The organism is Tannerella forsythia (assembly GCF_001006485.1).
Taxonomy (GTDB): Bacteria; Bacteroidota; Bacteroidia; order Bacteroidales; family Tannerellaceae; genus Tannerella; species Tannerella forsythia.
Window position 1 is genome coordinate 46,334 of the sequence record NZ_JUET01000119.1, and the last position, 24,955, is coordinate 71,288.

The following is a 24,955-nucleotide window of genomic DNA, read 5'->3' on the forward strand; positions in this document are numbered from 1 at the left end:
TTAATTTGAAATACTATGATAGTAACGCAAAGTCAGAATCGATTAGGTATCGGTTTAAATTTTAAAACAATGTTTGTAGGACTGTGTTTTCTCCTCTTACCTTCGTGGAGTATAGCACAGCAAGTCTTAATTAAAGGAGTGGTGTATGATGATCATAATGTGCCGGCTATCGGTGTAAATGTGGTCAAGAAAGGAAGCACTGAAGGAGTGATAACAGATTTGAATGGACAATTTGAGATTAGGGCTTCACAGGGCGATGTGCTTATTTTTTCGTATATTGGCTTTGCTACACAGGAGATAACCTGCGATGGACAGTCAAATATCATTGTTCGGCTAAAAGAAGATACCGAGGTTTTGGAAGAGGTTGTTGTTGTCGGTTACGGAACAATGAAAAAGAGTGATCTTACGGGTGCAATTTCTTCGGTGAATGTGGAGGAACTGGCCGGCCGTGCAACAACAAATCCGGCAGAGGCGTTGCAGGGCAAAATCTCGGGTGTGAATATTCGTAAGTCGGGAGGAAATGCGGGCGCCGGAGTATCGGTTAAAATTCGTGGGGTAAAATCTTTCGGAGATAATGAACCTCTGTATATTATCGATGGTTTTCCCGGGAATATCAATAATATCAATCCGCAGGATATTGCTTCAATGGAGGTGCTTAAAGACGGTGCTGCTGCCGCTATCTACGGTTCTACCGCTGCTAATGGAGTGATTATCGTAACGACCAAGAATGGAAAAAAAGGAGAGCTGAGGGTCGATTTTAACACATGGCTTAGTATGGTGCATGTCGCCAATCGGTTGTCGATGCTTGATGCCAAGGGATATGTACAGGTACACAGGCAGATGTATGAGAATTACAATCTGCAGTTTCCCAGCAAAGCTATTGAACTGCCAGAGTATATAACGAATCCCGGTAATTCGGATACGAACTGGCAGGATGAGCTATTTCGTACCGGTCTCTCACAACATTACATGGTTGGTCTGCGCGGAGGAAGTGAACAGGCTCGTTATGCTGTTTCCTTCAGCCATGCCGATGATAAAGGGGTATTATTAGGTAATCGGTTCAAACAGGAAAATGCACGAATGAAACTGTCGGGACGGAAAAACATTTTCGAATTTGAAGCCAACATCGGTCTTCGTGCAACCCGGAGTTTACAGCCGCAATATTCATTGAAAGAGGCCTACATGATTTCACCCTTAGTGCCTGTTTATGATGAATCAGAACGTTATGGATATGGACTGACAAACAGGAATGGACTACCGAGTAATCGGAATGTTCTGGCTGATCATCATTTTCGGAAAGCCGTCACGAACAGATATCATATAACGGCAAATGCTTCGGTCACAGCTCACTTTACAGAGTGGCTCAATTTTCGTTCTGCTTATTCTTATCGTGGAGATCATCAACGGTATAACTATCATACGCCTCCGTATGTCGCAGATGTCAAATCACCGACAGAATATCCGCTACATACCGAATCTTCTTCCTATTGGCAAGAACAGGTAATCGATCATATCCTAACATTGAATAAGGCATTCGGCGATCATTCGGTCAATGCGATGGCCGGAAATTCTGTTACTTTGCAGGATTATACTTGGAATAGCGTCTCGGTAGAAGGTAAGACGCTGGTACATGAAGTGAAGGACGGAAAATTTGTCACTCATGAGAAACCGGGCGGATTTCTTGATCCTTATTTCGGGACCATTAACGCCGGAAAAGGGGGCACATATACAGGTGAAGGTTCCCTCTATGCATATCGTAGGGTGTCTTTTTTCGGACGACTGAACTATGCTTATGCCGGTAAGTATATGTTACAGCTGACATTCCGTCAGGATGGTTCTTCCAAATTTGGTCGTGACAGCCGTTGGGGATTTTTTCCTTCGGTTGCATTGGGATGGCGTATTTCTGAAGAGCGCTTTTTCCCGAAGGACGGCGTGTTCAGTAATCTTAAATTACGTGCCAGTTGGGGACGGCTTGGGAATGAGCAAGCTTTAGGGTATTACGATTTTCAGGCATTGATCTCTACTTATAATAATTTATATGGAGGTTATGTACAAGGTTCAGGTTCGACACCTTGGCCGGGCAGTACAGCGAGAGGATTGGCTAACCGTAACCTGCAGTGGGAAACGACAGATACGAAAAATATAGGATTTGACTTCGGGTTGTTTAACGGAAAATTGTCCGGATCAGCAAATTATTATTACAATCGGACGGAAGATATGCTGATTACTAAAAAACTTGCTCCTTCGGTTGGATTATTTGATCCCGTCATGAATGTCGGGAAGATACGCAATACCGGTATTGAGTTGGAAATGAGTTGGCAGGATAAAGTCGGAGTTCTTCAATATCATACAAGTTTCAATTTAACGACTACGGCCAATAAAGTTGTTGAGCTGTCAGACCCGAAGCAAGCTCTTTACGGTGATGGGCTGAAATGGGGAACGGAACATTTTCCGACACAAACGAGAGCGGGGTATCCGATTGCAGGGTTCTATTTATATCGTACCGAAGGTATATTCCAAAGTGATACCGAGGCAGAATCCTATAAAAACGATAAGGGAGAACGCTTGCAGCCGAATGCGAAGGGGGGAGATATCCGTTTTGCCGATATAAATGGAGATGGCGTGATCAATGAAGAAGACAAAGAATTTTGTGGGGCTGCTATTCCTAAAGTCGAAGCTAATCTAACATTCGGTGTTGACTATAAAGGATGGGACTGTTCCTTCTTGCTTGGCGGAGGCTGGGGCGGTAAATTATACAATGCGAATCGTTATTTTTACGAAGGTATGAGCTCCGGCTCTAATTTCCTGGAAACAACACTGAATGCCTGGACTCCTGAGAATAAGCGAACGGATATTCCTCGTGCGATATTGCAGGATATGAACGGGAATGCGCGTGAATCAGACCGTTTTCTTGAAACAGGCAATTACATTCGCATGCGCCAACTACAACTAGGATATACGTTCTCGCCATCCGTATTGCATAAACTACGAGTGGAAAATCTGCGTCTCTATACCAGTGTAGAAAATCTCTTTACAATTACCCCTTATACGGGAATCGATCCCGAATTTTCACGTAAGAGCGCTGCCAATCCGACATCGGATGTCTTGAATGCCGGAGTGGATACACATATCTATCCATTCACGCGATCATATATTGTGGGATTGCAACTTTCATTTTAATAACTCCTTAATACATCATAATCATGATACAAATTAGATATATAACGTTTGTTCTTTTATTGTCCGGTATCCTTACGGGCTGTGATGATTTTTTGACAGTCAGTTCCCCCGACGAGTTGACCTCCGAGTCGTTCTGGCGAAATAAATCGGATGCGGAAGCCGGATTAGCCGCTGCATATTCGAAATTGGAAGCTTCTACCGATACATGGGAATTTCCTGAGGTTTTTTTCCCCGTAGAAGCTTATCGCGAAGATATTATCAAGCCGGGATCGGATGCATATAATTATCCGAATTGGATCGAATTGGCAAATTTTAATTACACGAACGGCAATTCTCAATTCTCTGCTTATTGGCGGGATAATTACTATGGTATTAATTATTGTAATCAGGTCATTGAAAATCTACCCCATATACCGGCTGATAAAATAACGGAGGCCGATCGTGCAATGATACAGAACGAGGCTTATTTCCTACGGGGGTATTATCATATGAAATTATTATTGAACTGGGAACAGATCGTTATTCGAGACAAATATATTTCTTCGGTGGCCGAGCTGGATAAACCGTTATCTACTCGTGCCGAAGCATGGGATTTTATTATCGATAATTTCAAAAAAGCAACAGCATTACCGGCCAACCGAACTTCCGAAACAGTTGGACGAGCTACTCAGGGAGCAGCTTATGCTTATCTCGGATGGGCACATCTGACAAGAGCATACGAAGAAACAGGTCGGAAAGATGCGTCATTAAATGCAGCTGTCGAGGCATTGAACCGGGTGACGGGATACGAGTTGGTGAAAGAGTTGCGTACCTTATTCGATGGCACAAATAAAAATTCGAAAGAGAGTATTTTTGAGATACAACTTACATTAAGTACGGCCAATGGAGCGCGTTACCGCACCCAGCTTCATCGATTTATCGGCTGTTCCGAATTGCAGGGGTGGGATGAGGTACTCCCGACGGATCTGCTGATACAAGCTTACCAAAAAGAGGGTAAGACGGCGACAGACGGTCGTTATGACGGTCGTTTGTATGAAACGCTCTTTTTTAAGGATGAATATTTCAATGATACTGTTGCAAAACGCGTGTATGACAAGACTTATGACGAATGGTTTCAAGGTGCTGATAAACAGGTGTTCCGTAAATATATGCCGGCAGATGCGGCTGGTTTGAGTGCTGCATATTTTGCTCCGAATATTGTTTTGATGCGTTATGCGAATGTTTTGCTCATGAAGGCGGAAGCTTTGAATGAGCTTGGCCGTACCTCTGAAGCGATCCCTCTTGTTAATGAAGTGCGTAAGCGTGCAGGTATGCCTGCGATGAAGGGGGCCACTCGTGAAGCTGTGCGCGCACAGATTGAACATGAACGTATGCTGGAATTTCCTTTGGAAAATATGCGTTTCTATGATCTTCGTCGTTGGGGAAAGACGAAAGAGGTATTGCATGCAGCTGGACGCTCGAACTTTGATCCGTCCAAACATAATTTTTATCCGATTCCGATTCAGGAAATCAATTCGAATAATGCAATAGATTGATAGTGTTTTTTTGAGTAATATCCCCGTATTATGAAGAAGAGTATTGCGATTTTTTTCCTGTGGCTCCCTGCGACCTTGTTTGCCCAACAATCCAAAGAGTGGGAAAATCAGATTGTGAATCAGTTGAACCGGGAGACTATGCATGCCCATTTCGTTCCTTATGCATCGGAAGAAGGAGCTTTGCTTCAAGACAGCTCCCAACTGCGAACATATTTATTGAATGGGACCTGGAAATTCCATTACTCGAAAAATCCGGCTTCTCGTCCTGTCTTTTTTTATGAAGATCGTTACGATGTGGCGGATTGGGCTGATATACAAGTTCCGGGGAGTTGGGAGTTGCAGGGTTTCGACGTACCGATCTATACCGATACGCGTTACCCTTTTCCTCCCAATCCGCCTCATGTTCCCAAAGAATATAATCCTGTCGGATCGTATAAAACAAGCTTTCGGATACCGGAGTCTTTTGATGGATCCGATATTCTACTTCATTTCGGTGGGGTCGAATCAGCTTTTTATTGCTGGGTGAATGGTCAATTTGTCGGTTATAGTGAGGATAGTCGTCTGTCTGCTGAGTTTTTGATCAATCAGTACCTGAAGCCCGGATTGAATAGTCTTGCGGTAGAGGTTTATCGGTATAGTGATGGTTCTTACCTTGAGGCACAAGACTATTGGCGTTACAGTGGAATCGAACGCGATGTTATGTTGATTGCACGTCCCGCGGTACGGGTCAAAGACTTTGAAGTGAAGGCGTCACTGACGAATCGTTATGTAGATGGGAACTTCGAAATCGATGTGTTGCTGGACAACCGGAGGGAGGTTCGTGGTACGGAAATACAGTTGAATGTGTTTGACGACAATAAACAATTGATCGCTTCTTCTCGCTTGAAAGCAAGAAATCAATCGGATACTCTTCTTTCTTTCCGGAAAATATTTCAACAAGTGAAACCTTGGACTGCCGAAACGCCAGATTTATATACCGTCACGGTTTCAACGGTCGATCGGAAAGGAAGAGTGACGGAATCGTTTGCACATCGTTTTGGTTTTCGCACTGTTGAGATAAAAAACGGCATGTTGTTGCTGAATGGCGTACCTATACTTATCAAAGGCGTGAATCGGCACGAGCATAACATGTATACGGGGCGTACAATCACCGTCGAAAGCATGGAGGAAGATATTCGTTTGATGAAATTGTTTAATATCAATGCGGTACGATGTTCGCATTATCCTAATTATCCTCAATGGTATGAGTTATGCGATAAATATGGCATTTATCTGGTTGACGAAGCCAATATCGAATCGCACGGTATGTCCGATCATCCCTCGGTTCAGACGCTGGCCGATTGGGAGAATTGGGACATTCCTTTTCGGGAGCGCATGATGCGTATGATGGAGCGTGACAAAAACTTTACATCTGTCATTACCTGGAGTTTGGGTAATGAATCGGGCTATGGGAAGCATTTTGAAAATCTGTATCATGAAGCTAAACGACGCGATCCGAGTCGTCCCGTTCAGTACGAAGGAGGACACATGGCGGGTTTGTCCGATATTTATTGTCCGATGTATGCCCGTATTTGGGCTTTGCGCCAATGGGTAAACGAACGGCAAAAACGTCCTTTCATTTTATGTGAATATGCCCATGCGATGGGTAATAGCGTGGGAAACTTGCAAGATTATTGGGATTTAATTTATAAATATGATAATTTGCAGGGAGGCTTTATTTGGGATTGGGTAGATCAGACTTTTGCACGGAAAGACGATGATGGTCGTGACATCTGGGCTTATGGTGGAGATATGGGGTTTGTGGGTATTGTGAACGATTCGAACTTTTGTGCCAACGGACTTGTTGCAGCCGATCGCAGTTTGCATCCTCATATCTGGGAAGTAAAACATGTGTATCGCTATATTCATTTTGAGAGTGTGCCTTTCTCGTCCGATCTTATCCGGATCACCAATCGCCACGATTTTATCGACGCAGATATCTATGATTATAAATGGAAAATTAAAGCGGATGGTCGCATATTATACGAAGGAGTGCTCGACGTCCCTTCCATCAAACCGCATCAGAGTATGAACGTGAAACTGCCGTTACCTTCATTCCACAAGGATCCCAACACCGAATATTTCCTTCATCTGACAGCTTATACACGAACTGCTACTCCACTGATTCCTGCGAGACATACGGTTTCTGCCGCCCAATGGCTATTACCGGGAACGAGGATATCGGAAGAGACTCCAGTCCAAGGGGTGTTGACATGTCAAGATTTGGATGAAAAGGTGGTCTTTCAGATGGCTGGCATTTCATTGTCTTTCTCTAAGACAAATGGCGAGTTGGTCAGTTATGTTACCGGAGATAAGGAATTTCTGATCGAAGGGTTGCGTCCGAACTTCTGGCGTCCGATGACGGACAACGATGTTGCCAATAAAACCGGAGAACGTTGCGCAATCTGGAATGAAGCCGGAGAGCGACTGATACTGCAGGATTTTGAATATACGCTTTCGCGTGACCGTCAGAAGGCTATGGTGTCTGCTTCTTATGCGATGCCGGAACAAATGTTTATATGTCGTGTGACATATACTGTTTACGCAGATGGAGTTATTAAGGTGAACTTTGTATTTGAACCGGGCGAATACCCTCTTCCGGAGATGCCCCGTCTGGGAATGTATATGATCCTTAAAGAAGAGTTTGAAAACATGACCTGGTTTGGCCGAGGACCTCATGAAAATTATTGGGATCGCAAAAACAGCGCTTTGGTCGACTTGTACAGTGCATCGGTTTGGGAACAATATCATCCGTATGTACGAGCTCAGGAGACCGCTAATAAGACAGATGTACGTTGGGCGGCTCTCCAAAACGATAAAGGCGTGGGACTGTTAATCCGCACAACCGACGAGCCTCTCAGTGTCAGTGCATGGAAATTTCCGATGAAAGCGCTGAAATATATCCCCTCTGGGACCAAGCGTGTGCATGGCGGAAGCATTCAAAAGCAACCCATGGTATGGGTTAATATTGACAGCCGGCAAATGGGAGTTGGAGGTGATACGACGTGGGGGGCGCATACGCATCCGGAATATACGATTACCCCGGTGAAACAGAATTACGGCTTTCTGATTGTGCCGATACGGGAACAGGATGAATTAATATCAAAAACCAAATTGCTGAGATAGAATAGCGTAAAATTATATGTTTGTTGTAATAGGGCTTATGTTTACCGGAATCGCTTTGGGGTATCTGTTTCGAAAGAGATTGACACTTAGGCGATTCAGCAACCTGATGGGTTGGACTGTCTACTTGTTGCTTTTTTCTCTCGGAATTTCAGTAGGAAATAATCGTGAGATAATTTGTAATCTCCCGGCATTGGGAGGGCAAGCCTTATGGCTGGCTTTTGCCGGTACATTGGGTAGTGTTTGGGGAGCTTGGATCGTATATCGGAATTTCTTCAAAAATAAATCATAGTCTGATTTTTATATTTTTGATAACAGATGAGAGGGAGCCTTATTGTTGTTGCTTTTTTCGTAGCTGGATGTCTGACGGGTTGGATATTGGATACTTACGATATTCGCATCGAGGATGATCCGACACGTTATATTCTCTATTTTTTGATGCTTCAAGTTGGATTAGGAGTAGGAAGTGATAAACATATCATGCAAATACTGAAGACGGTACGTTTGCAATTACTATTGGTGCCGGTCGCTACGATAATAGGCACTCTCCTTTTTTCGACTTTAGCGGCTTTCTGTATTTCCCAATGGAGCATTTATGATTGCTTAGCCGTAGCGAGTGGCTTTGCCTATTATTCTTTATCGTCTGTGATGATTACTGATCTGAAATCCGTTTCATTGGGTGTACAATCGGCTGCGGAACTGGGTACGATTGCTTTAATAACTAATATTATTCGAGAAATGATGGCGCTTTTGGGGGCTCCTTTATGGGTTCGATTCTTTGGTCCTCTCGCTCCGATCTGTGCCGGTGGTGCGACAACAATGGATACTACTCTGCCTGTCATTACAAGATATTCAGGCAAAGATTTTGTCTTTATAGCCGTCCTGCATGGTATACTCGTTGATTTGACCGTCCCATTTGCGGTGAGCCTCTTTTGCGCATTGTAAACACTCGTCTGTGTTGCTGAGCCTGCCGAAGCGATACCAAAATCCAGCCCGTTACAAGTGGTGCATGAGAAGACGGAGATTTCGCACATAGGGAAATAATACGTACTTTTGCGGCAAAAAAATGGGATGCGGATGTGAACATCTGCGTCAAGGGGAACGATGAAGCTATTTTTTTTGAGCTTGGCCAGCGGGAGCAGCGGAAACTGTTATTATGTGGGTACATTCGATTACGGCATCCTGATTGATGCCGGCATCGGCATCCGAACCATTAAAAAAGTGCTGAAAGACCGGGGGATCGAATTTGAAAAGATTATGGGAGTACTTGTGACGCACGACCATGCCGACCATATCAAGACGATCGGCTGTCTGGGTGAACGTTGTCACATCCCCGTCTATGCCACCGAGGCCGTGCATGAGGGCATCGCCCGCAGCCGATATGTCGAGGAAACGTTGGTTCATTCGCGCCGCATGATCGAGAAAGAAGTATCGTTTATGATCCGTGACTTCCGGATCAAAGCCTTCGAAGTACCACACGACAGCAGCGATAACGTCGGTTATCTGATTACTTACGGCAGTCATCGCCTGACAATTGCTACCGACGTGGGACATATCACGGACACGGTCAGCAAATATATACAAATGGCTAATCATCTGGTGTTAGAAGCAAATTATGACGAAGAGATGCTGCACTATGGAAATTATCCGGAATTCCTTAAAGAGCGTGTAGCCGGTCCGAGAGGACATCTGAGCAATCGTCAAGTTGCTGACTTTCTGGCTACTCATTATACGCCAACCTTAAAAAACATCTGGCTTTGCCATTTGAGTCGCGAAAACAACCATCCTGACCTGGCCTATAAAACGGTGGATTTACGCCTTTCGGAAGAAGGGATACGGGTCGGGAAAGATGTACACCTGACTACGCTCAAGCGCACGACTCCCTCCCCTCTCTTCGAGATCGATTCGTGAGACTACTCCAGCAAGTCGCGTATCTTAGCGTCAGCGCGCAATTCTATTTCAGGGGTAAGATTGTCTTTGAGATGTTTCATCAGAATGGCGATGACGGCCAAATCGTCCGTATAGCCCAGTCCGGCAATAAGATCGGGAACAAGGTCGATCGGCAGAATAAAATAGCCTAACGCCCCCACAATGTAAGCCTTGTCACGTAAGGGCACATGCTCGCTCTTCATCATATAATAAAGGAGAAGCACGGGACGCAGCACACTCGTACCGGCTTTTCGAGCGATACGTCGAACTTTGCGCCAAAAACGGTTGTCATCGTAATATTTACTGTACGAACCTGTTTCTTCAAGGCGTCGAATGGGCAGATTTTCATTATTCAATTCGTCCATTTCAGGCTGTTTCTGTTGTTTTGTCAAGGCAAAGATAATACATTATTTTCGGAATAAGGATAGAATCGGAAAGAAAGATTTGCAAAATCCGGAAAACGTATGTAATATTGACGGCATTTTTGGAGAATCGATTAGAAACATGATAAAATATTGAACAGACATGGGAGAACATAGATTCCAAGGCGAATGGCCGAAGATCGGGATTCGTCCGACGATTGACGGACGAATGGGAGGAGTGCACGAATCACTCGAAAAACAGACAATGGATATGGCGAAAAGTGTCGTAAAACTACTGACAAAGACGCTGCAATACCCCGACGGCACACCGGTTGCGTGTGTGATCGCCGATTCAACCATCGGACGGGTGGCCGAGAGCGCCGCATGCACCGAAAAGTTCAGACGCGAGAACGTGGCGGTGACGATTACCGTCACCCCCTGCTGGTGCTACGGAAGCGAAACGATGGACATGGACCCGCACACGGTGAAAGCTGTCTGGGGATTTAATGGGACCGAACGTCCGGGAGCCGTTTACCTGGCAGCCGTATTGGCAGCTCACGCGCAAAAAGGACTGCCGGCCTTCGGCATCTACGGACATGAAGTGCAGGATGCTGATGCGAAAGACATCCCGGCCGATGTGCGCGACAAACTGTTGCGTTTTGCACGTGCAGCGATGGCGGTCGCTCTGATGCGCGGCAAGTCGTACCTGTCGATCGGTGCCGTATGTATGGGAATTGCCGGTTCGATCGTCGATTCGAATTTCTTCGAGAATTACCTCGGTATGCGTTGCGAAGGAGTCGATGAGGTCGAAATCATCCGTCGCATGGAGAACGATATTTACGATAAAGAAGAATATAAAAAAGCGTTGGCGTGGGCAAAGAAAAATTGCAAGCAAGGCGAAGATATCATTAACCGCAAAGACTTGGCAAAGACGAAAGCCGAGCACGAAAAAGATTGGGAGTTTATTGTTAAGATGACCCTGATCGTGCGCGACCTGATGGTGGGTAATCCCAAACTCAAATCGCTCGGATTCGGTGAAGAAGCCCTCGGACATCACGCAATTGTTGCAGGTTTTCAAGGGCAGCGCCAATGGACGGACTTCTATCCGAACGGAGACTTTACGGAGGCGATCCTCAACTCGTCATACGACTGGAGCGGTATCCGCGCGCCATTCATTCTGGCCACCGAGAACGACTCGCTCAACGGAGCAGCCATGCTGTTCGGCTATCTGCTGACGAATACGGCGCAAATCTTTGCCGACGTCAGAACGTACTGGAGTCCCGAAGCCGTACTGCGTGTAACCGGTAAAAAGCTGACCGGCAAAGCGGCACAGGGAATCATCCACCTGATCAATTCCGGAGCGGCGACCCTCGACGGCTCCGGCCAGCAGAGCGACAAGAAAGGAAAGCCGGTGATGAAACCGTTCTGGGAGATCACAAAAGACGAAGCACAGGCTTGCCTCGACGCTACGACTTGGATGCCTGCTAATCGCGAATATTTCCGCGGTGGGGGCTATTCCTCGAAATTCCTGACCAAAGGAGGAATGCCGTGCACGATGATGCGCTTGAACATCGTCAAAGGCCTTGGCCCCGTACTGCAACTGGCCGAAGGATGGACGGTAGACCTCGACGAGAAATCATTCCGAATCCTCGATGATCGTACCGACAAGGGTTGGCCGACGACGTGGTTCGCACCGCGACTCACCGGCAAAGGCCCGTTCAAGGACGTCTATTCGGTCATGAACAACTGGGGAGCCAACCACGGAGCCATCAGCTTCGGACATATCGGCGCCGACCTGATCACGATGGCCTCAATGTTGCGGATCCCCGTTTGTATGCACAACGTGGAAGAAGACGATATCTTCCGGCCGGCTTCATGGAACGCCTTCGGTATGGATAAGGAAGGAGCGGACTATCGCGCCTGCAGCTCTTACGGTCCGCTCTACGGGAAATATTGAACGAAGAGCAGGCCATGAAGAAACAGTCGATCTTACATAAGGACGGGGTGAGCTATGTCATCCCGTTCGTTTTAATTACGTTTTGTTTCGCCCTGTGGGGCTTTGCCAACGACATCACCAACCCGATGGTCAAGGCGTTCTCAAAAATATTCCGCACCAGCGTGACCGAAGGAGCGCTCGTTCAGGTCGCATTCTACGGAGGTTACTTTGCGATGGCTTTTCCGGCTGCGATTTTTATCCGTAAATATTCGTACAAAGCCGGTATCCTGATGGGACTTGCGTTGTATGCCGCCGGTGCATTCCTCTTCTTTCCGGCTAAGATGACCGGAAGTTATTACCCGTTTCTGATCGCTTATTTTATTCTGACCTGCGGACTCTCGTTCCTCGAAACGAGCGCTAATCCGTATATCCTTTCGATGGGAACGGAGGAGACGGCCACACAGCGGCTTAACTTCGCCCAGTCGTTCAATCCGATCGGCTCGCTGATGGGGATGTTCGTGGCCATGACATTTATTCAGGCACGGTTAGACCCGATGGATACGGCGCAACGTTCGATGCTCGACGATGCTCGGTTCGAAGCTGTCAAACAGTATGATTTGGGGGTGTTGATCACGCCTTACCTTATCATCGGCGTCGTCATTCTTGCGATGTTTCTCCTGATCCGTTTCGTGAAGATGCCGAAGAATGCCGACCGGTCGCACGCCATCGATTTCTTTCCGACACTGCGACGCATCTTTTCGCTTCCCCGCTATCGTGAAGGGGTGATTGCGCAGTTCTTCTATGTCGGTGTGCAGATCATGTGCTGGACGTTTATCATTCAGTATGGCACACGAATCTTTATGGAACAGGGCATGGCCGAGAAAAATGCCGAAGTGTTAAGTCAGCAATACAACATAGCTGCGATGGTGATTTTCTGTTGCAGCCGTTTCATTTGTACATTTCTGCTGAGGTATCTCAATCCCGGAAAACTGTTGATGATTCTGGCCGTTGCCGGTGGTCTGCTGACGCTCGGCGTCATCGGTTTCCGTGACATCAAGGGGCTATACTGCCTCGTGGGGGTGTCGGCCTGTATGTCACTGATGTTCCCGACCATTTACGGTATTGCGCTCAAAGGGCTTGGTGAAGATGCCAAGTTCGGAGCCGCCGGACTGATCATGTCCATCCTCGGCGGATCGGTGCTGCCGCCGTTGCAGGCCGCCATCATTGATATGGACACTCTCGGGGGCTTTCCGGCAGTTAATTTGTCGTTCGCTTTACCGCTGGTTTGTTTTGTCGTGATTGCCGCCTACGGCTTTCGTACATTTCGCTCGAGGGAAGTAGCTTAATACTAAGACACATAGCGAATTGTTTCCCGGAGGTTATCGCTCGCATGTAGCACCTCTCCCGGGAAACTTCGTTTTTGCAGTGTATAGAAAAATATCGTTGTGCCGTTCACCTGTACTTTAAGTCGTATTTTTTGAAAAGATGGCACATAAACAGGAAAATTTATACATTTGTCCCGTAGTAACGTAGTAAAGAAGTAATGTGGCAAGGTCGTATAAACTTTGTGCTTTTCACTCTTCTTTACGCCTTAATCATTTCACTGCTTTACTGCATGGAATATTGAATACTTACTTATAAGAGAATAAGAAATACGAAGAATGGGAAAAAAGAAAGTTTTTGTCAGCGGATGTTACGACATGCTACACAGCGGGCACGTTGCTTTTTTTGAAGAAGCGGCCACGCACGGAGACTTGTATGTCGGCATCGGCTCCGACAAAACCATCCATGAACTGAAAGCACGCAAAACGATTCACACGGAAGACGAACGTCTTTACATGGTCAGAGCCCTGAAGAGTGTCAAAGAGGCATGGGTGAACAGCGGTAGCGGAGTGCTTGACTTCGTCGAAGATCTGAAACGCTTGCAGCCGGATATCTTTTTCGTCAACAGCGACGGACATACGCCGGCTAAGGAGCGGCTATGCCAAGAATTGGGCATTCGGTACATCGTCAGTCAACGGATTCCGCACGGCGGTCTGCCCGTTCGTTCAACAACGGCGTTACGGAAAGAATGTCTGATTCCTTATCGGCTTGATCTGGCCGGAGGTTGGCTCGATCAACCTTCCGTCAGCAAGTATTGCCCCGGCGCTGTTCTGACAATAAGTATCGAACCGGACTACGAATTCAACGATCGTAGCGGAATGTCGACAAGCTCACGTAAAAAAGCAATCGAATTATGGCAGGCGGATCTTCCGGAAGGAGATAAAGAAAAACTGGCGCGTACTTTATTCTGTTTTGAGAATCCGCCGGGAACGAAATACGTCAGCGGCTCACAGGATTCGCTGGGTATTGTGCTGCCGGGATTGAACCGGCTCTACTATAACGGAGACTACTGGCCGGAATCGATCGAATCGATAACCGATCGTGATCTGTTGGGATGGATCGAAGAGCGTCTGTGGCTTGTCCCTCTGTCTCCGCGTCATGCCGAATACGACGTACTTGCAGACACGCACATCAACGAATCCGATGCACAGCGCCTGAGTCAGGCGGCCGAGGCATGTTGGCAAGCGTTGAAAGCAAAAGATGTAATCGCTTGGGGAAAGGCAGCGTCAGACAGTTTCGAGGCGCAGGTGGCTATGTTCCCCAACATGATCATCTCCGAAGTGTCAACTGTTTTAGAAACATATAAATCAAAGGTATTGGGATGGAAGATAAGCGGTGCGGGCGGCGGAGGCTATCTCGTTTTCGTCAGTGAGCAGCCTGTCGAAAAGGCCATTCAAATACGTATCAGAAGAGGATAACAAGATGAAAGGAATTGTTTTAGCCGGAGGTTCAGGGACACGCCTGTACCCCATCACAAAAGGGATATCGAAACAGATGATCCCTATCTACGACAAGCCGATGATATATTATCCAATATCGGTACTCATGCTGGCCGGTATACGGGATATTTTGATTATCTCTACTCCTTGGGACTTACCCGGTTTTCAGCGTCTGTTAGGCGACGGATCGGACTGGGGAGTCCGCTTCGAATATGCCGAACAGCCTTCGCCCGACGGATTGGCACAGGCGTTTATTATTGGGGCGGATTTTATTGGAGAAGAAGATGTTTGCCTTATATTGGGCGATAACATTTTCTACGGGCAACGTTTTACACAAATGTTAAAAACCGCAGTTTTTAACGTTTGCGAAGAACAAAATGCAACCGTCTTCGGTTATTACGTAAACGATCCCGAACGATATGGCGTAGCGACGTTCGATAAGCAAGGGAACGTACTGAGCATTGAAGAAAAACCAGAACATGCGCAATCGAACTATGCCGTTGTCGGACTTTATTTCTATCCGAACGAGGTGGTCGAAATAGCTCGCAACGTTCGACCGTCAGCTCGCGGAGAACTGGAAATCACTTCGGTGAACCAGGCATTTCTAAATCGCGGACGACTAAAAGTCGAGCTGCTCGGGCGTGGGTTTGCATGGTTGGACACCGGTACCCACACCTCTCTGACCGAGGCTTCCACTTTTGTAGAGGTGATTGAGCGGCGGCAGGGGCTGAAAATCGCTTGTGTAGAAGAAATAGCTTTCCGGCAGGGTTGGATCGGTACGGATCAGTTGAAAAGAAATGCAGAACCGATGATGAAAAATCCGTATGGAGAATATTTGATGAAACTATGGATGGAAAGTCAGAACAGTCTGTAGAACATCCATCAAACACTCGTATGAGAAACGGGAAGACGGATTCATAGATATCTGGTGATCAACATAAGAAAGAGTAGCGAAGGCATTGAAAAAAATTCAGAACAAAATACATATTTTATTTGTTTGGAAGAAAAAAAGGATTACCTTTGCCGCGAAATGTGTATTAGCAAATGTATAGATATAATAATAGGTTATTGTTTAATAAAATATGAATAGATTATGAAGACTAAGGTATTACTTTTAGCGATGTTATTCGGAGCTGCATTGTCTGTTTCTGCGCAGCAATACCAGCCGCAGGTAGGCTTCAGCACCGAGAACGGTTCGAAAACGAACTTTAAGAAAAACAAGGCAACGGATAACATGTTTATCTCGTTGGCCGGAGGTGGAAACATCTTGTTTGGAGACTTGAACGGCAATGCCGACTTTGCCGATCGTATTGCCCCGTCGGGAGCGATCTCTATCGGTAAATGGTACAACCCATACATGGCCTTCCGTTTGCAAGTGAATGGCGGTAAGATGAAAAATTACAGCTATGTAAAAGATTATAAGAGCGATAACGCACAAGATTTCTGGTGGATCAATCCGCATGTGGACATCATGTGGGATGTAACCAATTTCTGGGCTCCTTACAAAGAATCGAAAGTGTTCCGCTTCATTCCGTTCGTAGGTCTGGGTTACGCACTTCGCCCGGGTTATAGCGACAAAAATAACAACAGTTTCCCGAGAGCTGAGTCGGCATCGATCAACGGGGGTGTTCAATTCATGTTCCGTCTGGGCAAACGTGTGGATTTGTTCTTAGAAGGACAATACACCCTGCTGGGGGAGCACTGGAACTGGGATTCTCACGCACGTCCTCGCTACGACCGTCCGGTACAGGCTATGTTGGGTCTGAACTTCAATCTCGGAAGAAAAGAATTTGAAGTACTTGAGCCGATGGATTACGATTTGCTGAACGACCTGAATTCTCAGATCAACGCATTGCGTGCTGAAAATGCTGAGTTGAGCAAACGTCCGGAATTCTGTCCGGAATGTCCGAAGTGCCCGGAAGTGAAAGAACCGCGTGAAAATCTGCAAAACGTAGTTTACTTCCGTCTGAACAGCGCAAGAATCGACAAACATCAGGAAGTTAGCATCTTCAATACAGCCGAATATGCAAAGAAACACAGCTTGCCGATCAAGTTGGTTGGTTATGCAGACAGAAAGACAGGTAACCCGGACTACAACAAAGGCATTTCTGAAAGACGTGCAAGAGCGGTTGCGAAACAGCTTATCGACAAATACGGTATCTCTTCCGACAATATCTCTATTGAGTGGATGGGTGATACAGTTCAGCCGTATGCTGAAAATGCTTGGAACCGTGTGGTTATCATGAATACAGACGATAAATAATCAATCGTAAGACCATAACCGAAAAGGCCGGTGGATTTCTTCCATCGGCTTTTTTTTGTCTTTATATTTTTGTAGCTTTGTCACCGCTATAAACAACATATGTCTCCGATTGAAAAAATAATGTCTTCATATCGAACGATGTTGCTGTTGTTCACGATGTATGCCGTGGGACTCTCGGCAGCAACGCTCATCGAGAAAGCGCATGGTTCGACATTGGCTAAAGTATTGATCTACTATTCTCCCTTATTTTTTCTCCTTCAGCTTTTACTGATCGCCAACTTTGCGGCCATTATACGACGGCGACAGTTCTTGCAAAAGAAGCGTTGGAGCATGTTGCTCGTGCATTTCTCATGGGTTGTCATCCTGTCAGGATCCGTCATATCGCATCTGTTCGGTGTAGAAGGCACGATTCATCTGAGAGAAGGAGAGAAGAAGGACCGGATTCATATTCGTTCCAATCACGGACAACGGATGGATCCCTTACCGTTCGAGATCGAACTGGAACGATTTACCTTGACCCGTTATCCCGGCTCCACAAGCCCCTCGTCGTACGAAAGCAATCTACTCGTTTATGTTGATGATGGGGAGGTGCATCGGGAATGTGTCTTTATGAATAATGTGCTCGATGTAAAAGGCTACCGTTTCTTTCAGGCATCGTTCGATCCCGATGAGCGCGGCACGATTCTTTCCGTCAACAAAGACGTGGCGGGACGTAATGTGACGTATGCAGGCTATCTTTTACTCATGGTCGGATTCATCGGGTGTGTGGTGGGACGAAACAGTCGTATACGCCGGTTGATCAGTCAACTGAAAAATCATACGACCGTTTTTCTTTTCCTGCCCTGCATGCTTCCTGTCAGCGTATGGAGCATGCCGGATCGGGCTGCAATGAAGAAAGCAGTCTTGCAAATCCATATTCCAGACGAGCACCTCGCGCGGTTCGGATCGCTTCCGGTACAATCGATGAACGGACGCATGATCCCGGTCCATACATTCTCGTCCGAGATATTGCGCAAATTGCATAAAAAGAGTACAATCGACGGGCTAAGCGCCGATCGTTTTCTGTTGAGTCTGTTGACTATGCCGGAGATGTGGATGTATGTGCCTTTCATGGCATTGCCGGATAACGAACTGGCAGCATATTATGACCTGACAAAAGGCGAATGCGCCTATGCCGAGCTGTTCCATCCGGATGGAACATATAAGTTACAGGTGCGCCTTGAGGAAGCTTACCGAAAAATACCGACACAGCGGTCGGGATTCGATAAAGACCTCATCAAGCTGGACGAACAGATCAATATCTTTCATCAAGTAGCAAACGGACAGCTGCTCCGCATCTTCCCGCATGAGACGGACACCAACAGCCGCTGGTATGCTCCGGGAGACGATTTATCGGCATACGGCGGAGCCGATTCGGTGTTTGTTTCGCAGAGTTTTGCAGCATATCTCTCGGAGGTGAGGCGGGCATTGAAGTCGGGCGATTGGAGCAAGGCTGACGATGCGTTGCAGAGGATCAGAAACTATCAGGAAGAAAAGAGTCGTACGATCGACATCGATGCGGACCGCATCCGGTTGGAAGTGATGTATAATAAACTGGATCCGTTCCGTCGATGCAAGATCGGTTATTTATCTTTGGGCGGGATGATGCTATTGCTTTCGTTTATCTTGTTCTTTAAAGATTCCCGATGGATTCGCCGTATGCTCGGGGTACTGTCCTTGGGGGTGGGAACAGTCTTTGCGTTTCATATTCTGGGTATGGGATTTCGATGGTTTATAGGAGGCTATGCCCCATGGAGTAACTCGTATGAAACGATGGTTTATATGGCATGGGCTACCGCTTTGGCCGGCTTTTTGTTTATGCGCCGCAACCCGATGACTTTTGCATTAGCCACCCTGTTCGCCGGCGTGATCCTGTTCGTGTCGGGGCTGAATTGGATGGACCCGCAGATCAATCCGTTAGTGCCCGTTTTGAAGTCGCCGTGGCTTATGTTTCACGTAGCTGTCCTCATGATGGCTTACGGTTTTTTCGGCATCTCCTGTCTGATCGGAATAACGAGCCTGACGATGATGAGCATACTCGGAAAAGAGCGGATAAAACATCACGCCCGGTCGTTCCGTGAACTGGGTATCATCAATGAAATCGCTTTACTTGCGGGGCTGATGTTGATGACGATCGGTACTTTCATGGGCGCCGTATGGGCCAATGAATCATGGGGACGCTACTGGGGATGGGATCCGAAAGAGACGTGGGCGTTGATAACGATCGTCGTTTATACGATGGTCACCCATCTCCATCTACTGCCTCAATGGTACAACCTCTGGTCGCTCAATCTGTGTTCGGTTATAGCCTTTGCTTCGGTATTAATGACGTATTTCGGGGTGAACTATTTCCTGAGCGGCATGCATTCGTACGGGCAAAACGACAGTATCCAAGGCCTCTTTATCTATCTGTATATCATAGCCGGTATAGTAGCCGTACTGATTGTCACCGCACGGAAAGGACGGTTCCTGAAAATGAATCGCATAAAACACAACTTATATGAAACATAAAATCAATCGTACATGTCAGACGGGTCTGCTGTTTGTACTGGGTCTTATCCATGGTTCGGCACAGAGTGCAACTTTGACGACGCTGCGGGGAGTCGCTCCGCTCGAAGTAGACCAACCGTTGGCCGTTGACTCGGTCGACCAGAAAGGTAACTCGTTTAATCATGAGAGGTTACTGAAACTAAATCTGACGGTGCCGGAACAAGCGGCCTTTACCCAGCCATACGAAGCCGATACGGCCGGACTGTTTCATCTCGCTTCAGGAACGGAGAAGCCATTTGTACAACTTTTCTCTTTCTATGTGCACGGAAAAGCATACGGAAAAGTGAAGGTGAAGGTCGTTACCCCTGCATTGGCCGAGCTGTTTGTGAATGGCACATCGGTTTCGACAAAGACGACCGCCGAAGAGTCACAAGCTCAGGCGAAGGAGTTATCCGCTACGCTCGCTCCGTATCCGCAGGCCGCCCGGGTGGTAGTTAAGTTATTCTCTCCGTCGGCAACAAACGCGGGGACGACTTTGAAAATAATGCTCGAAAACGACGCAAAGAGTTCGGCCGGATGGTTGGTCTCGCATGATTCGAAACGCCGGATCGTGCTGGACGATATCATTAAGGGAAAACGTGTGAGCGGAACGTCGATATCTCCGCAGGGAAATTATGTGTTGATTTCCTATACCAAGTCGTATGGAAAGAGAACCTCCTACTCCACAGAACTGTACCATGTCCAAACCGGCCGACGGGTAACGATCGATACAGACCGACAAAAGCGCGGTCTACGATGGATGCCGAGAACCGAGCGTCTGGTTTACCATCCGAAAGCAGACGAACGGATACGTCTTATCGCGATCCGGCCGGAAACGCTCGAAGAAGAGATATTAGCCGAAGATATTCCGGAGGAATCGTTCCTGATCTCGCCGGACGAGAAAGCGTTGTTCTACACAAAAGCCGATGAAACGGACGAGAAGCCGGGAAACATTTTCCGCATGCATACGTTGACGGAACGCGCCGGACATAAACCGCGCCACGCCTTTATTTATCGTTACGATTTAGCGACGGGACTGACCCGCCAGTTGACCTTCGGGGCACATCACACGCAGTTAAACGACGTGAGCCGGGACGGTCGCTATATCCTGTTCTCGACTACCGAAGAGACGATCACGGAACGACCTTTCCGTAAATCGTCCCTGTTCCGCCTCGACCTCAAGACGATGACGGCCGATACGTTGTGGTGGAAAGATCGGTTCGCATCCTACGCACGGTTTTCGCCTGACGGAAAGCAGCTCTTGATTCTGGGCGCTCCCGAGTCTTTCGGCGGGATCGGGCTGAATGTAGCCGAGGGGCAAATTGCCAACAGCTACGATACGCAGGCTTTTCTGATGGATTTATCGACAAAGAAGATCGAGCCGATCACGAAGGATTTTAATCCGAGCCTGATGAGAGGGCAATGGAGCGCCGACAGCCGGACGATTTACTTTCAGGCGGAAGATGAAGACCGTGTTTGCCTGTATAGATACGATCTGAATACGAAACGATATACGCGCCTGCCATCCGAAGAAGAAGTGGTGAACGGGTTTGAAGTCGCAGAACATGCTCCCGTGCTTGCTTATTCGGGAGTGAGCCTTTCCAACTCGACACGTGCCTATATATATAATGTAAGGACAGGAAGAATGACCCGGATCGCCGATCCTTACCGGCGGCAGCTGTCGCAACTGACGCTCGGCGAAGTGCAGAACTGGAACTTCATGAATTCGGATCGTACCGAAATCAAAGGATACTATTACCTGCCCCCCGACTTCGACGCCACGAAAAAGTATCCGATGATTGTATATTATTACGGAGGCACTTCGCCTGTGGAGCGACGTTTCGAAAGCCGTTACCCGATGCACGTTTACGCGGCGATGGGCTATGTCGTGTACGTGCTTCAACCAAGTGGCGCCACCGGATTCGGCCAGCGGTTCTCTGCCTTGCACGTCAATACGTGGGGACGGCGTTCGTCGGACGATATCATCGAAGGGACGAAGAAGTTTATCGCCGAACATCCTTTTGTCGATTCCACGAAGATCGGATGTATGGGCGCGTCATACGGAGGTTTCATGACGATGTATCTCCAGACGCGCACGGATATGTTTGCCGCCGCCGTATCGCACGCGGGCATCAGCTCCATCAGTAGTTATTGGGGCGAAGGCTATTGGGGGTATTCGTACAGCACGGCAGCCAGCGCCGGCAGTTATCCGTGGAATAACCGGGAGTTATACGTCGATCAGAGCCCGTTGTTCCATGCCGATAAGATCAAGACGCCGATCTTACTCGTTCATGGTACGGCCGATACGAATGTGCCGCCCGGAGAAAGCATTCAGATGTACACCGCCCTGAAGATTTTGGGCAAGCCGGCTGAACTCCTTCAGGTTGAAGGAGAGAATCACCAGATCCTCGATTACGAGAAACGCCTGAAATGGAACGAATCGATCTTTGCGTGGTTCGAGAAATGGTTGAAGGGAGACGCTTCGTGGTGGAACGATCTCTATCGGGATTGAATTTAGGATGGAGAATGAATAGAATTAGCAGGAATGTTTTATTTATAAATGATTCGATATGAAAGCCAATTTTACAGCCAGCACAATCTGCCGGATGAAAATGCTTGCTCTGACAGTGCTGTTCTTCCTGATGCTGTCGGGGTGTTCCATTTTCAGGAGTTCGTCCCGATTCCGGAACGAAGACATCAAGCTGGGAGTTAGCAAAGCGTTTATTTTGGAAAAGTACGGTCAGCCTTTTAAGGAAGAACTATACACGGAAGATGGCGATACGATTGAAGTGTTATGCTACAAGGAAGGTCTTTATGCGAGCCTGAATGAGCACATGGTAAGCACGTTTTTCGTTTTCAGAAATGGGAAACTTGAGAGGAAAGAACAGACAGATGAATTAGTTAAACGTAATAATGAGTAAAATGAGACAAACAAAGATTCTGCCAAAAATGAAAACGGCCGGCGCGTGGGGCTTCCTGATGCTCGCCATCGTGGCAACGGCCTGCAAGCGCAGCGGCGGAGAGGAGGGCGGTCAGCCTTCATCCTTACAAAATCTGACACAGTATGTCGATCCGTACATCGGGACGGGCGATCATGGGCATGTATTCGTCGGGGCGAACGTTCCGTTCGGGCTCGTACAAGTGGGCCCGACGAATTACAGTCAGGGGTGGGACTGGTGCTCCGGTTATCATATCACGGACTCGACGATTATCGGGTTCGGACAGATGCACCTGAGCGGGACGGGTATCGGCGACCTCGGCGATATCTCGTTGATGCCGGCCGTCGGCGAGGTGAAACTGACACGCGGCGACCTGAGCGATCCCGCTTCGGGCATCTATTCGCTGTTCAGCCGATCGACGGAGAAGGTACGCCCCGGTTATTACGCCGTGCGGCTGGATCGCTTCGGCATCGATGTGGAACTGACGGCCACGAAGCGCGTCGGGTTTCATAAGTTCACCTTCCCGAAATCGGCCGATGCCCAAGTGATTTTCGACCTTGAGCACGGCATCGGGTGGGATCGCCCGGTCGATGGTGTCGTCATGCAAGAAAATGATACGACCGTATCGGGTTATCGTTGCTCGCAGGGATGGGCTCACGATCAGCGCATCTATTTCACGGCCGTCTTCTCGAAGCCGCTCAAAGGCTTCCGGCAGGAGCGGAAAGAACTGAAAGAGGGGGCATCGGCAGCCTACGGACAGGCGTTCTTCGAGACGGAAGATAACGAGACGATCTACGTGAAAGTAGCCCTCTCGCCCGTGAGCGCCGAGAATGCGAAAATGAATCTGCAGGCCGAGCTGCCGGGCTGGGACTTCGAAGGGACAGTGGCTCAGGCCGACAAGGCGTGGAACGAGGAGCTGAACAAGGTGATGATCGATGCCGACGAACGCACGAAGCGCATCTTCTACACCGCACTCTATCATACGATGATTGCTCCGTCGGAGGTCTGCGATGTCAACAAGGACTATTTCGGGACGGACAAAGCCGTGCACCCTCAGGCCGGATTTACGAACTATACAACCTTCTCGCTGTGGGATACCTACCGTGCGGCACATCCGCTGATGACGCTGATTCACCCCGAGAAAATGTCGGATATCGTCCGCACCATGCTGGCGATTTATCAGGAGCAGGGCAAACTGCCCGTTTGGCATCTGATGGCGAACGAAACGGATTGCATGGTCGGTAATCCGGGCATCTGCGTGGTAGCCGACGCCGTGCTGAAAGGGTTCGACGGATTCGATAAGGAGCTGGCCTTCGAGGCGATGAAGACCTCGGCCATGCTCGATGAAAGAGGTCAGGGTTACATAAAGGAATACGGCTATATCCCCTTCGATAAGGAAGTGGAGTCGGTAGCCAAAACGATGGAGTACGCGATTGCGAACTGGAGCGTGGCGCAAGTAGCCAAACAGATGGGTAAGGAAGAAGATGCCGCCTATTTCACGAAGCTGAGCAAGGCTTATACGCATTATTTCGACCCGTCGACCGGGTTTATGCGCGGAAAAGACTCGAAGGGGAATTTCCGTACACCGTTCGATCCGTTCCACTCCGTGCACCGTGAGAACGATTATACCGAGGGAACGGCATGGCAATACACGTGGCTCGTACCGCACGATGTGGAAGGACTGGTCGCACTGTTCGGCAGTCGCGAAGCCTTTGAGCAGAAGCTCGACTCGCTCTTCATCGTCTCCGGCGATATGGGTGCGGATGCCTCGCCCGACATCAGCGGACTGATCGGCCAGTATGCGCACGGCAACGAGCCGGGCCATCACGTGCTCTACCTCTATTCGTGCATCGGTAAGCCCGCCAAGACGGCCGAGAAAGTGCGTTTCGTGCTCGACAGCCTTTATTCCGACCGTCCCGCGGGACTTTGCGGCAACGAAGACGTCGGTCAGATGTCGGCATGGTACGTCCTGTCGGCCCTCGGCATGTATCAGGTAGAACCTGCCGGCGGACGTTACTTCTTCGGCAGCCCCGTGGTGAACGAAGCCACGCTGCAAGTCGGCAACGGCAAGACGTTCCGGATCGTCGCCAAGAACAACAGCGCGGCGAATAAATACATCCGGTCGGTTACGCTGAACGGCGCTCCGTATGATAAATCGTACATCGACTTCGCCGCGATAACGGCCGGCGGAGTGCTGGAGTTTACTATGGGATCCGAACCCGCAGATTTTTTGTAAGTTTGCACCCCAAAAACGTAAAC

General features: G+C 48.1%; 16 protein-coding genes. 15 read left to right on the forward strand and 1 reads right to left on the reverse strand.

Annotation, left to right across the window (positions count from 1 at the left end; genetic code table 11):
- Positions 1-69 precede the first annotated feature (69 nt).
- The 6 genes from Tanf_RS10850 (at position 70) to Tanf_RS10875 (ending at position 9,788) form a co-directional block, all read left to right on the forward strand.
- Entirely contained in the window at positions 70-3,180 is a 3,111-nt protein-coding gene (locus tag Tanf_RS10850; protein ID WP_046825949.1) for a SusC/RagA family TonB-linked outer membrane protein, read from the forward strand.
- A gap of 23 nt (positions 3,181-3,203) precedes the next feature.
- Positions 3,204-4,715: a RagB/SusD family nutrient uptake outer membrane protein gene (locus Tanf_RS10855; protein WP_046825867.1), complete on the forward strand. Its 1,512-nt coding sequence runs from the start codon at positions 3,204-3,206 to the stop codon at positions 4,713-4,715.
- A 30-nt stretch (positions 4,716-4,745) separates the two neighbouring features.
- Positions 4,746-7,880 (forward strand): beta-galactosidase, LacZ type, encoded by a 3,135-nt coding sequence (gene lacZ / locus Tanf_RS10860; RefSeq protein ID WP_046825868.1) that lies wholly within the window; start codon positions 4,746-4,748, stop codon positions 7,878-7,880.
- 37 nt (positions 7,881-7,917) lie between these two features.
- Positions 7,918-8,169 carry a LysO family transporter gene (locus tag Tanf_RS10865; protein ID WP_236684438.1) on the forward strand — a complete coding sequence of 84 codons (252 nt, stop codon included), beginning with the start codon at positions 7,918-7,920 and terminating at the stop codon, positions 8,167-8,169.
- Positions 8,170-8,195: 26 nt separating this feature from the next.
- Positions 8,196-8,822, forward strand: a complete 627-nt coding sequence (locus tag Tanf_RS10870; protein WP_046825870.1) for a LysO family transporter — start codon at positions 8,196-8,198, stop codon at positions 8,820-8,822.
- Positions 8,823-8,981: 159 nt separating this feature from the next.
- Positions 8,982-9,788, forward strand: a complete 807-nt coding sequence (locus Tanf_RS10875; RefSeq protein ID WP_046825871.1) for an MBL fold metallo-hydrolase — start codon at positions 8,982-8,984, stop codon at positions 9,786-9,788.
- A gap of 2 nt (positions 9,789-9,790) precedes the next feature.
- Here the strand turns inward: Tanf_RS10875 and Tanf_RS10880 are convergent, their stop codons facing one another.
- Positions 9,791-10,171, reverse strand: a complete 381-nt coding sequence (locus Tanf_RS10880; protein WP_014223766.1) for a YkvA family protein — start codon at positions 10,169-10,171, stop codon at positions 9,791-9,793.
- Positions 10,172-10,331: 160 nt separating this feature from the next.
- Here Tanf_RS10880 and Tanf_RS10885 point away from each other — a divergent pair, with 160 nt between their 5' ends.
- The 9 genes from Tanf_RS10885 (at position 10,332) to Tanf_RS10925 (ending at position 24,932) form a co-directional block, all read left to right on the forward strand.
- Positions 10,332-12,125, forward strand: coding sequence for an L-fucose isomerase (locus tag Tanf_RS10885; RefSeq protein ID WP_046825872.1), 1,794 nt, complete (start codon positions 10,332-10,334; stop codon positions 12,123-12,125).
- Positions 12,126-12,139: 14 nt separating this feature from the next.
- On the forward strand, positions 12,140-13,450 hold the full coding sequence (gene fucP, locus Tanf_RS10890; protein ID WP_046825950.1) for an L-fucose:H+ symporter permease: 1,311 nt from the start codon (positions 12,140-12,142) through the stop codon (positions 13,448-13,450).
- A gap of 315 nt (positions 13,451-13,765) precedes the next feature.
- Positions 13,766-14,905, forward strand: coding sequence for an adenylyltransferase/cytidyltransferase family protein (locus tag Tanf_RS10895; protein WP_046825873.1), 1,140 nt, complete (start codon positions 13,766-13,768; stop codon positions 14,903-14,905).
- 4 nt (positions 14,906-14,909) lie between these two features.
- Positions 14,910-15,800, forward strand: coding sequence for a glucose-1-phosphate thymidylyltransferase RfbA (rfbA, locus tag Tanf_RS10900; RefSeq protein ID WP_014223771.1), 891 nt, complete (start codon positions 14,910-14,912; stop codon positions 15,798-15,800).
- A gap of 219 nt (positions 15,801-16,019) precedes the next feature.
- A complete protein-coding gene (locus tag Tanf_RS10905) occupies positions 16,020-17,189 on the forward strand; it encodes an OmpA family protein (protein ID WP_041590550.1) in 1,170 nt (389 codons plus the stop codon).
- Between the two features lie 99 nt (positions 17,190-17,288).
- Entirely contained in the window at positions 17,289-19,739 is a 2,451-nt protein-coding gene (locus tag Tanf_RS10910) for a cytochrome c biogenesis protein CcsA (protein WP_046825874.1), read from the forward strand.
- Positions 19,729-22,269, forward strand: coding sequence for a S9 family peptidase (locus Tanf_RS10915; RefSeq protein ID WP_052449090.1), 2,541 nt, complete (start codon positions 19,729-19,731; stop codon positions 22,267-22,269). The genes Tanf_RS10910 and Tanf_RS10915 overlap by 11 nt, the downstream gene beginning before the upstream one ends.
- A gap of 58 nt (positions 22,270-22,327) precedes the next feature.
- On the forward strand, positions 22,328-22,678 hold the full coding sequence (locus Tanf_RS10920) for a non-ribosomal peptide synthetase family protein (protein ID WP_014223776.1): 351 nt from the start codon (positions 22,328-22,330) through the stop codon (positions 22,676-22,678).
- 1 nt (position 22,679) lies between these two features.
- Positions 22,680-24,932, forward strand: coding sequence for a GH92 family glycosyl hydrolase (locus Tanf_RS10925; RefSeq protein WP_371706613.1), 2,253 nt, complete (start codon positions 22,680-22,682; stop codon positions 24,930-24,932).
- Positions 24,933-24,955: the final 23 nt, after the last annotated feature.

Excerpts from the sequence above, each read along its gene's own strand:
- Tanf_RS10850 (WP_046825949.1), top strand. The coding sequence starts at position 70 with ATGTTTGTAGGACTGTGTTTTCTCCTCTTACCTTCGTGGAGTATAGCA.
- Tanf_RS10855 (WP_046825867.1), top strand. The coding sequence starts at position 3,204 with ATGATACAAATTAGATATATAACGTTTGTTCTTTTATTGTCCGGTATC.
- lacZ (WP_046825868.1), top strand. The coding sequence starts at position 4,746 with ATGAAGAAGAGTATTGCGATTTTTTTCCTGTGGCTCCCTGCGACCTTG.
- Tanf_RS10865 (WP_236684438.1), top strand. The coding sequence starts at position 7,918 with ATGTTTACCGGAATCGCTTTGGGGTATCTGTTTCGAAAGAGATTGACA.
- Tanf_RS10870 (WP_046825870.1), top strand. The coding sequence starts at position 8,196 with ATGAGAGGGAGCCTTATTGTTGTTGCTTTTTTCGTAGCTGGATGTCTG.
- Tanf_RS10875 (WP_046825871.1), top strand. The coding sequence starts at position 8,982 with ATGAAGCTATTTTTTTTGAGCTTGGCCAGCGGGAGCAGCGGAAACTGT.
- Tanf_RS10880 (WP_014223766.1), bottom strand. The coding sequence starts at position 10,171 with ATGGACGAATTGAATAATGAAAATCTGCCCATTCGACGCCTTGAAGAA.
- Tanf_RS10885 (WP_046825872.1), top strand. The coding sequence starts at position 10,332 with ATGGGAGAACATAGATTCCAAGGCGAATGGCCGAAGATCGGGATTCGT.
- fucP (WP_046825950.1), top strand. The coding sequence starts at position 12,140 with ATGAAGAAACAGTCGATCTTACATAAGGACGGGGTGAGCTATGTCATC.
- Tanf_RS10895 (WP_046825873.1), top strand. The coding sequence starts at position 13,766 with ATGGGAAAAAAGAAAGTTTTTGTCAGCGGATGTTACGACATGCTACAC.
- rfbA (WP_014223771.1), top strand. The coding sequence starts at position 14,910 with ATGAAAGGAATTGTTTTAGCCGGAGGTTCAGGGACACGCCTGTACCCC.
- Tanf_RS10905 (WP_041590550.1), top strand. The coding sequence starts at position 16,020 with ATGAAGACTAAGGTATTACTTTTAGCGATGTTATTCGGAGCTGCATTG.
- Tanf_RS10910 (WP_046825874.1), top strand. The coding sequence starts at position 17,289 with ATGTCTCCGATTGAAAAAATAATGTCTTCATATCGAACGATGTTGCTG.
- Tanf_RS10915 (WP_052449090.1), top strand. The coding sequence starts at position 19,729 with ATGAAACATAAAATCAATCGTACATGTCAGACGGGTCTGCTGTTTGTA.
- Tanf_RS10920 (WP_014223776.1), top strand. The coding sequence starts at position 22,328 with ATGAAAGCCAATTTTACAGCCAGCACAATCTGCCGGATGAAAATGCTT.
- Tanf_RS10925 (WP_371706613.1), top strand. The coding sequence starts at position 22,680 with ATGAGACAAACAAAGATTCTGCCAAAAATGAAAACGGCCGGCGCGTGG.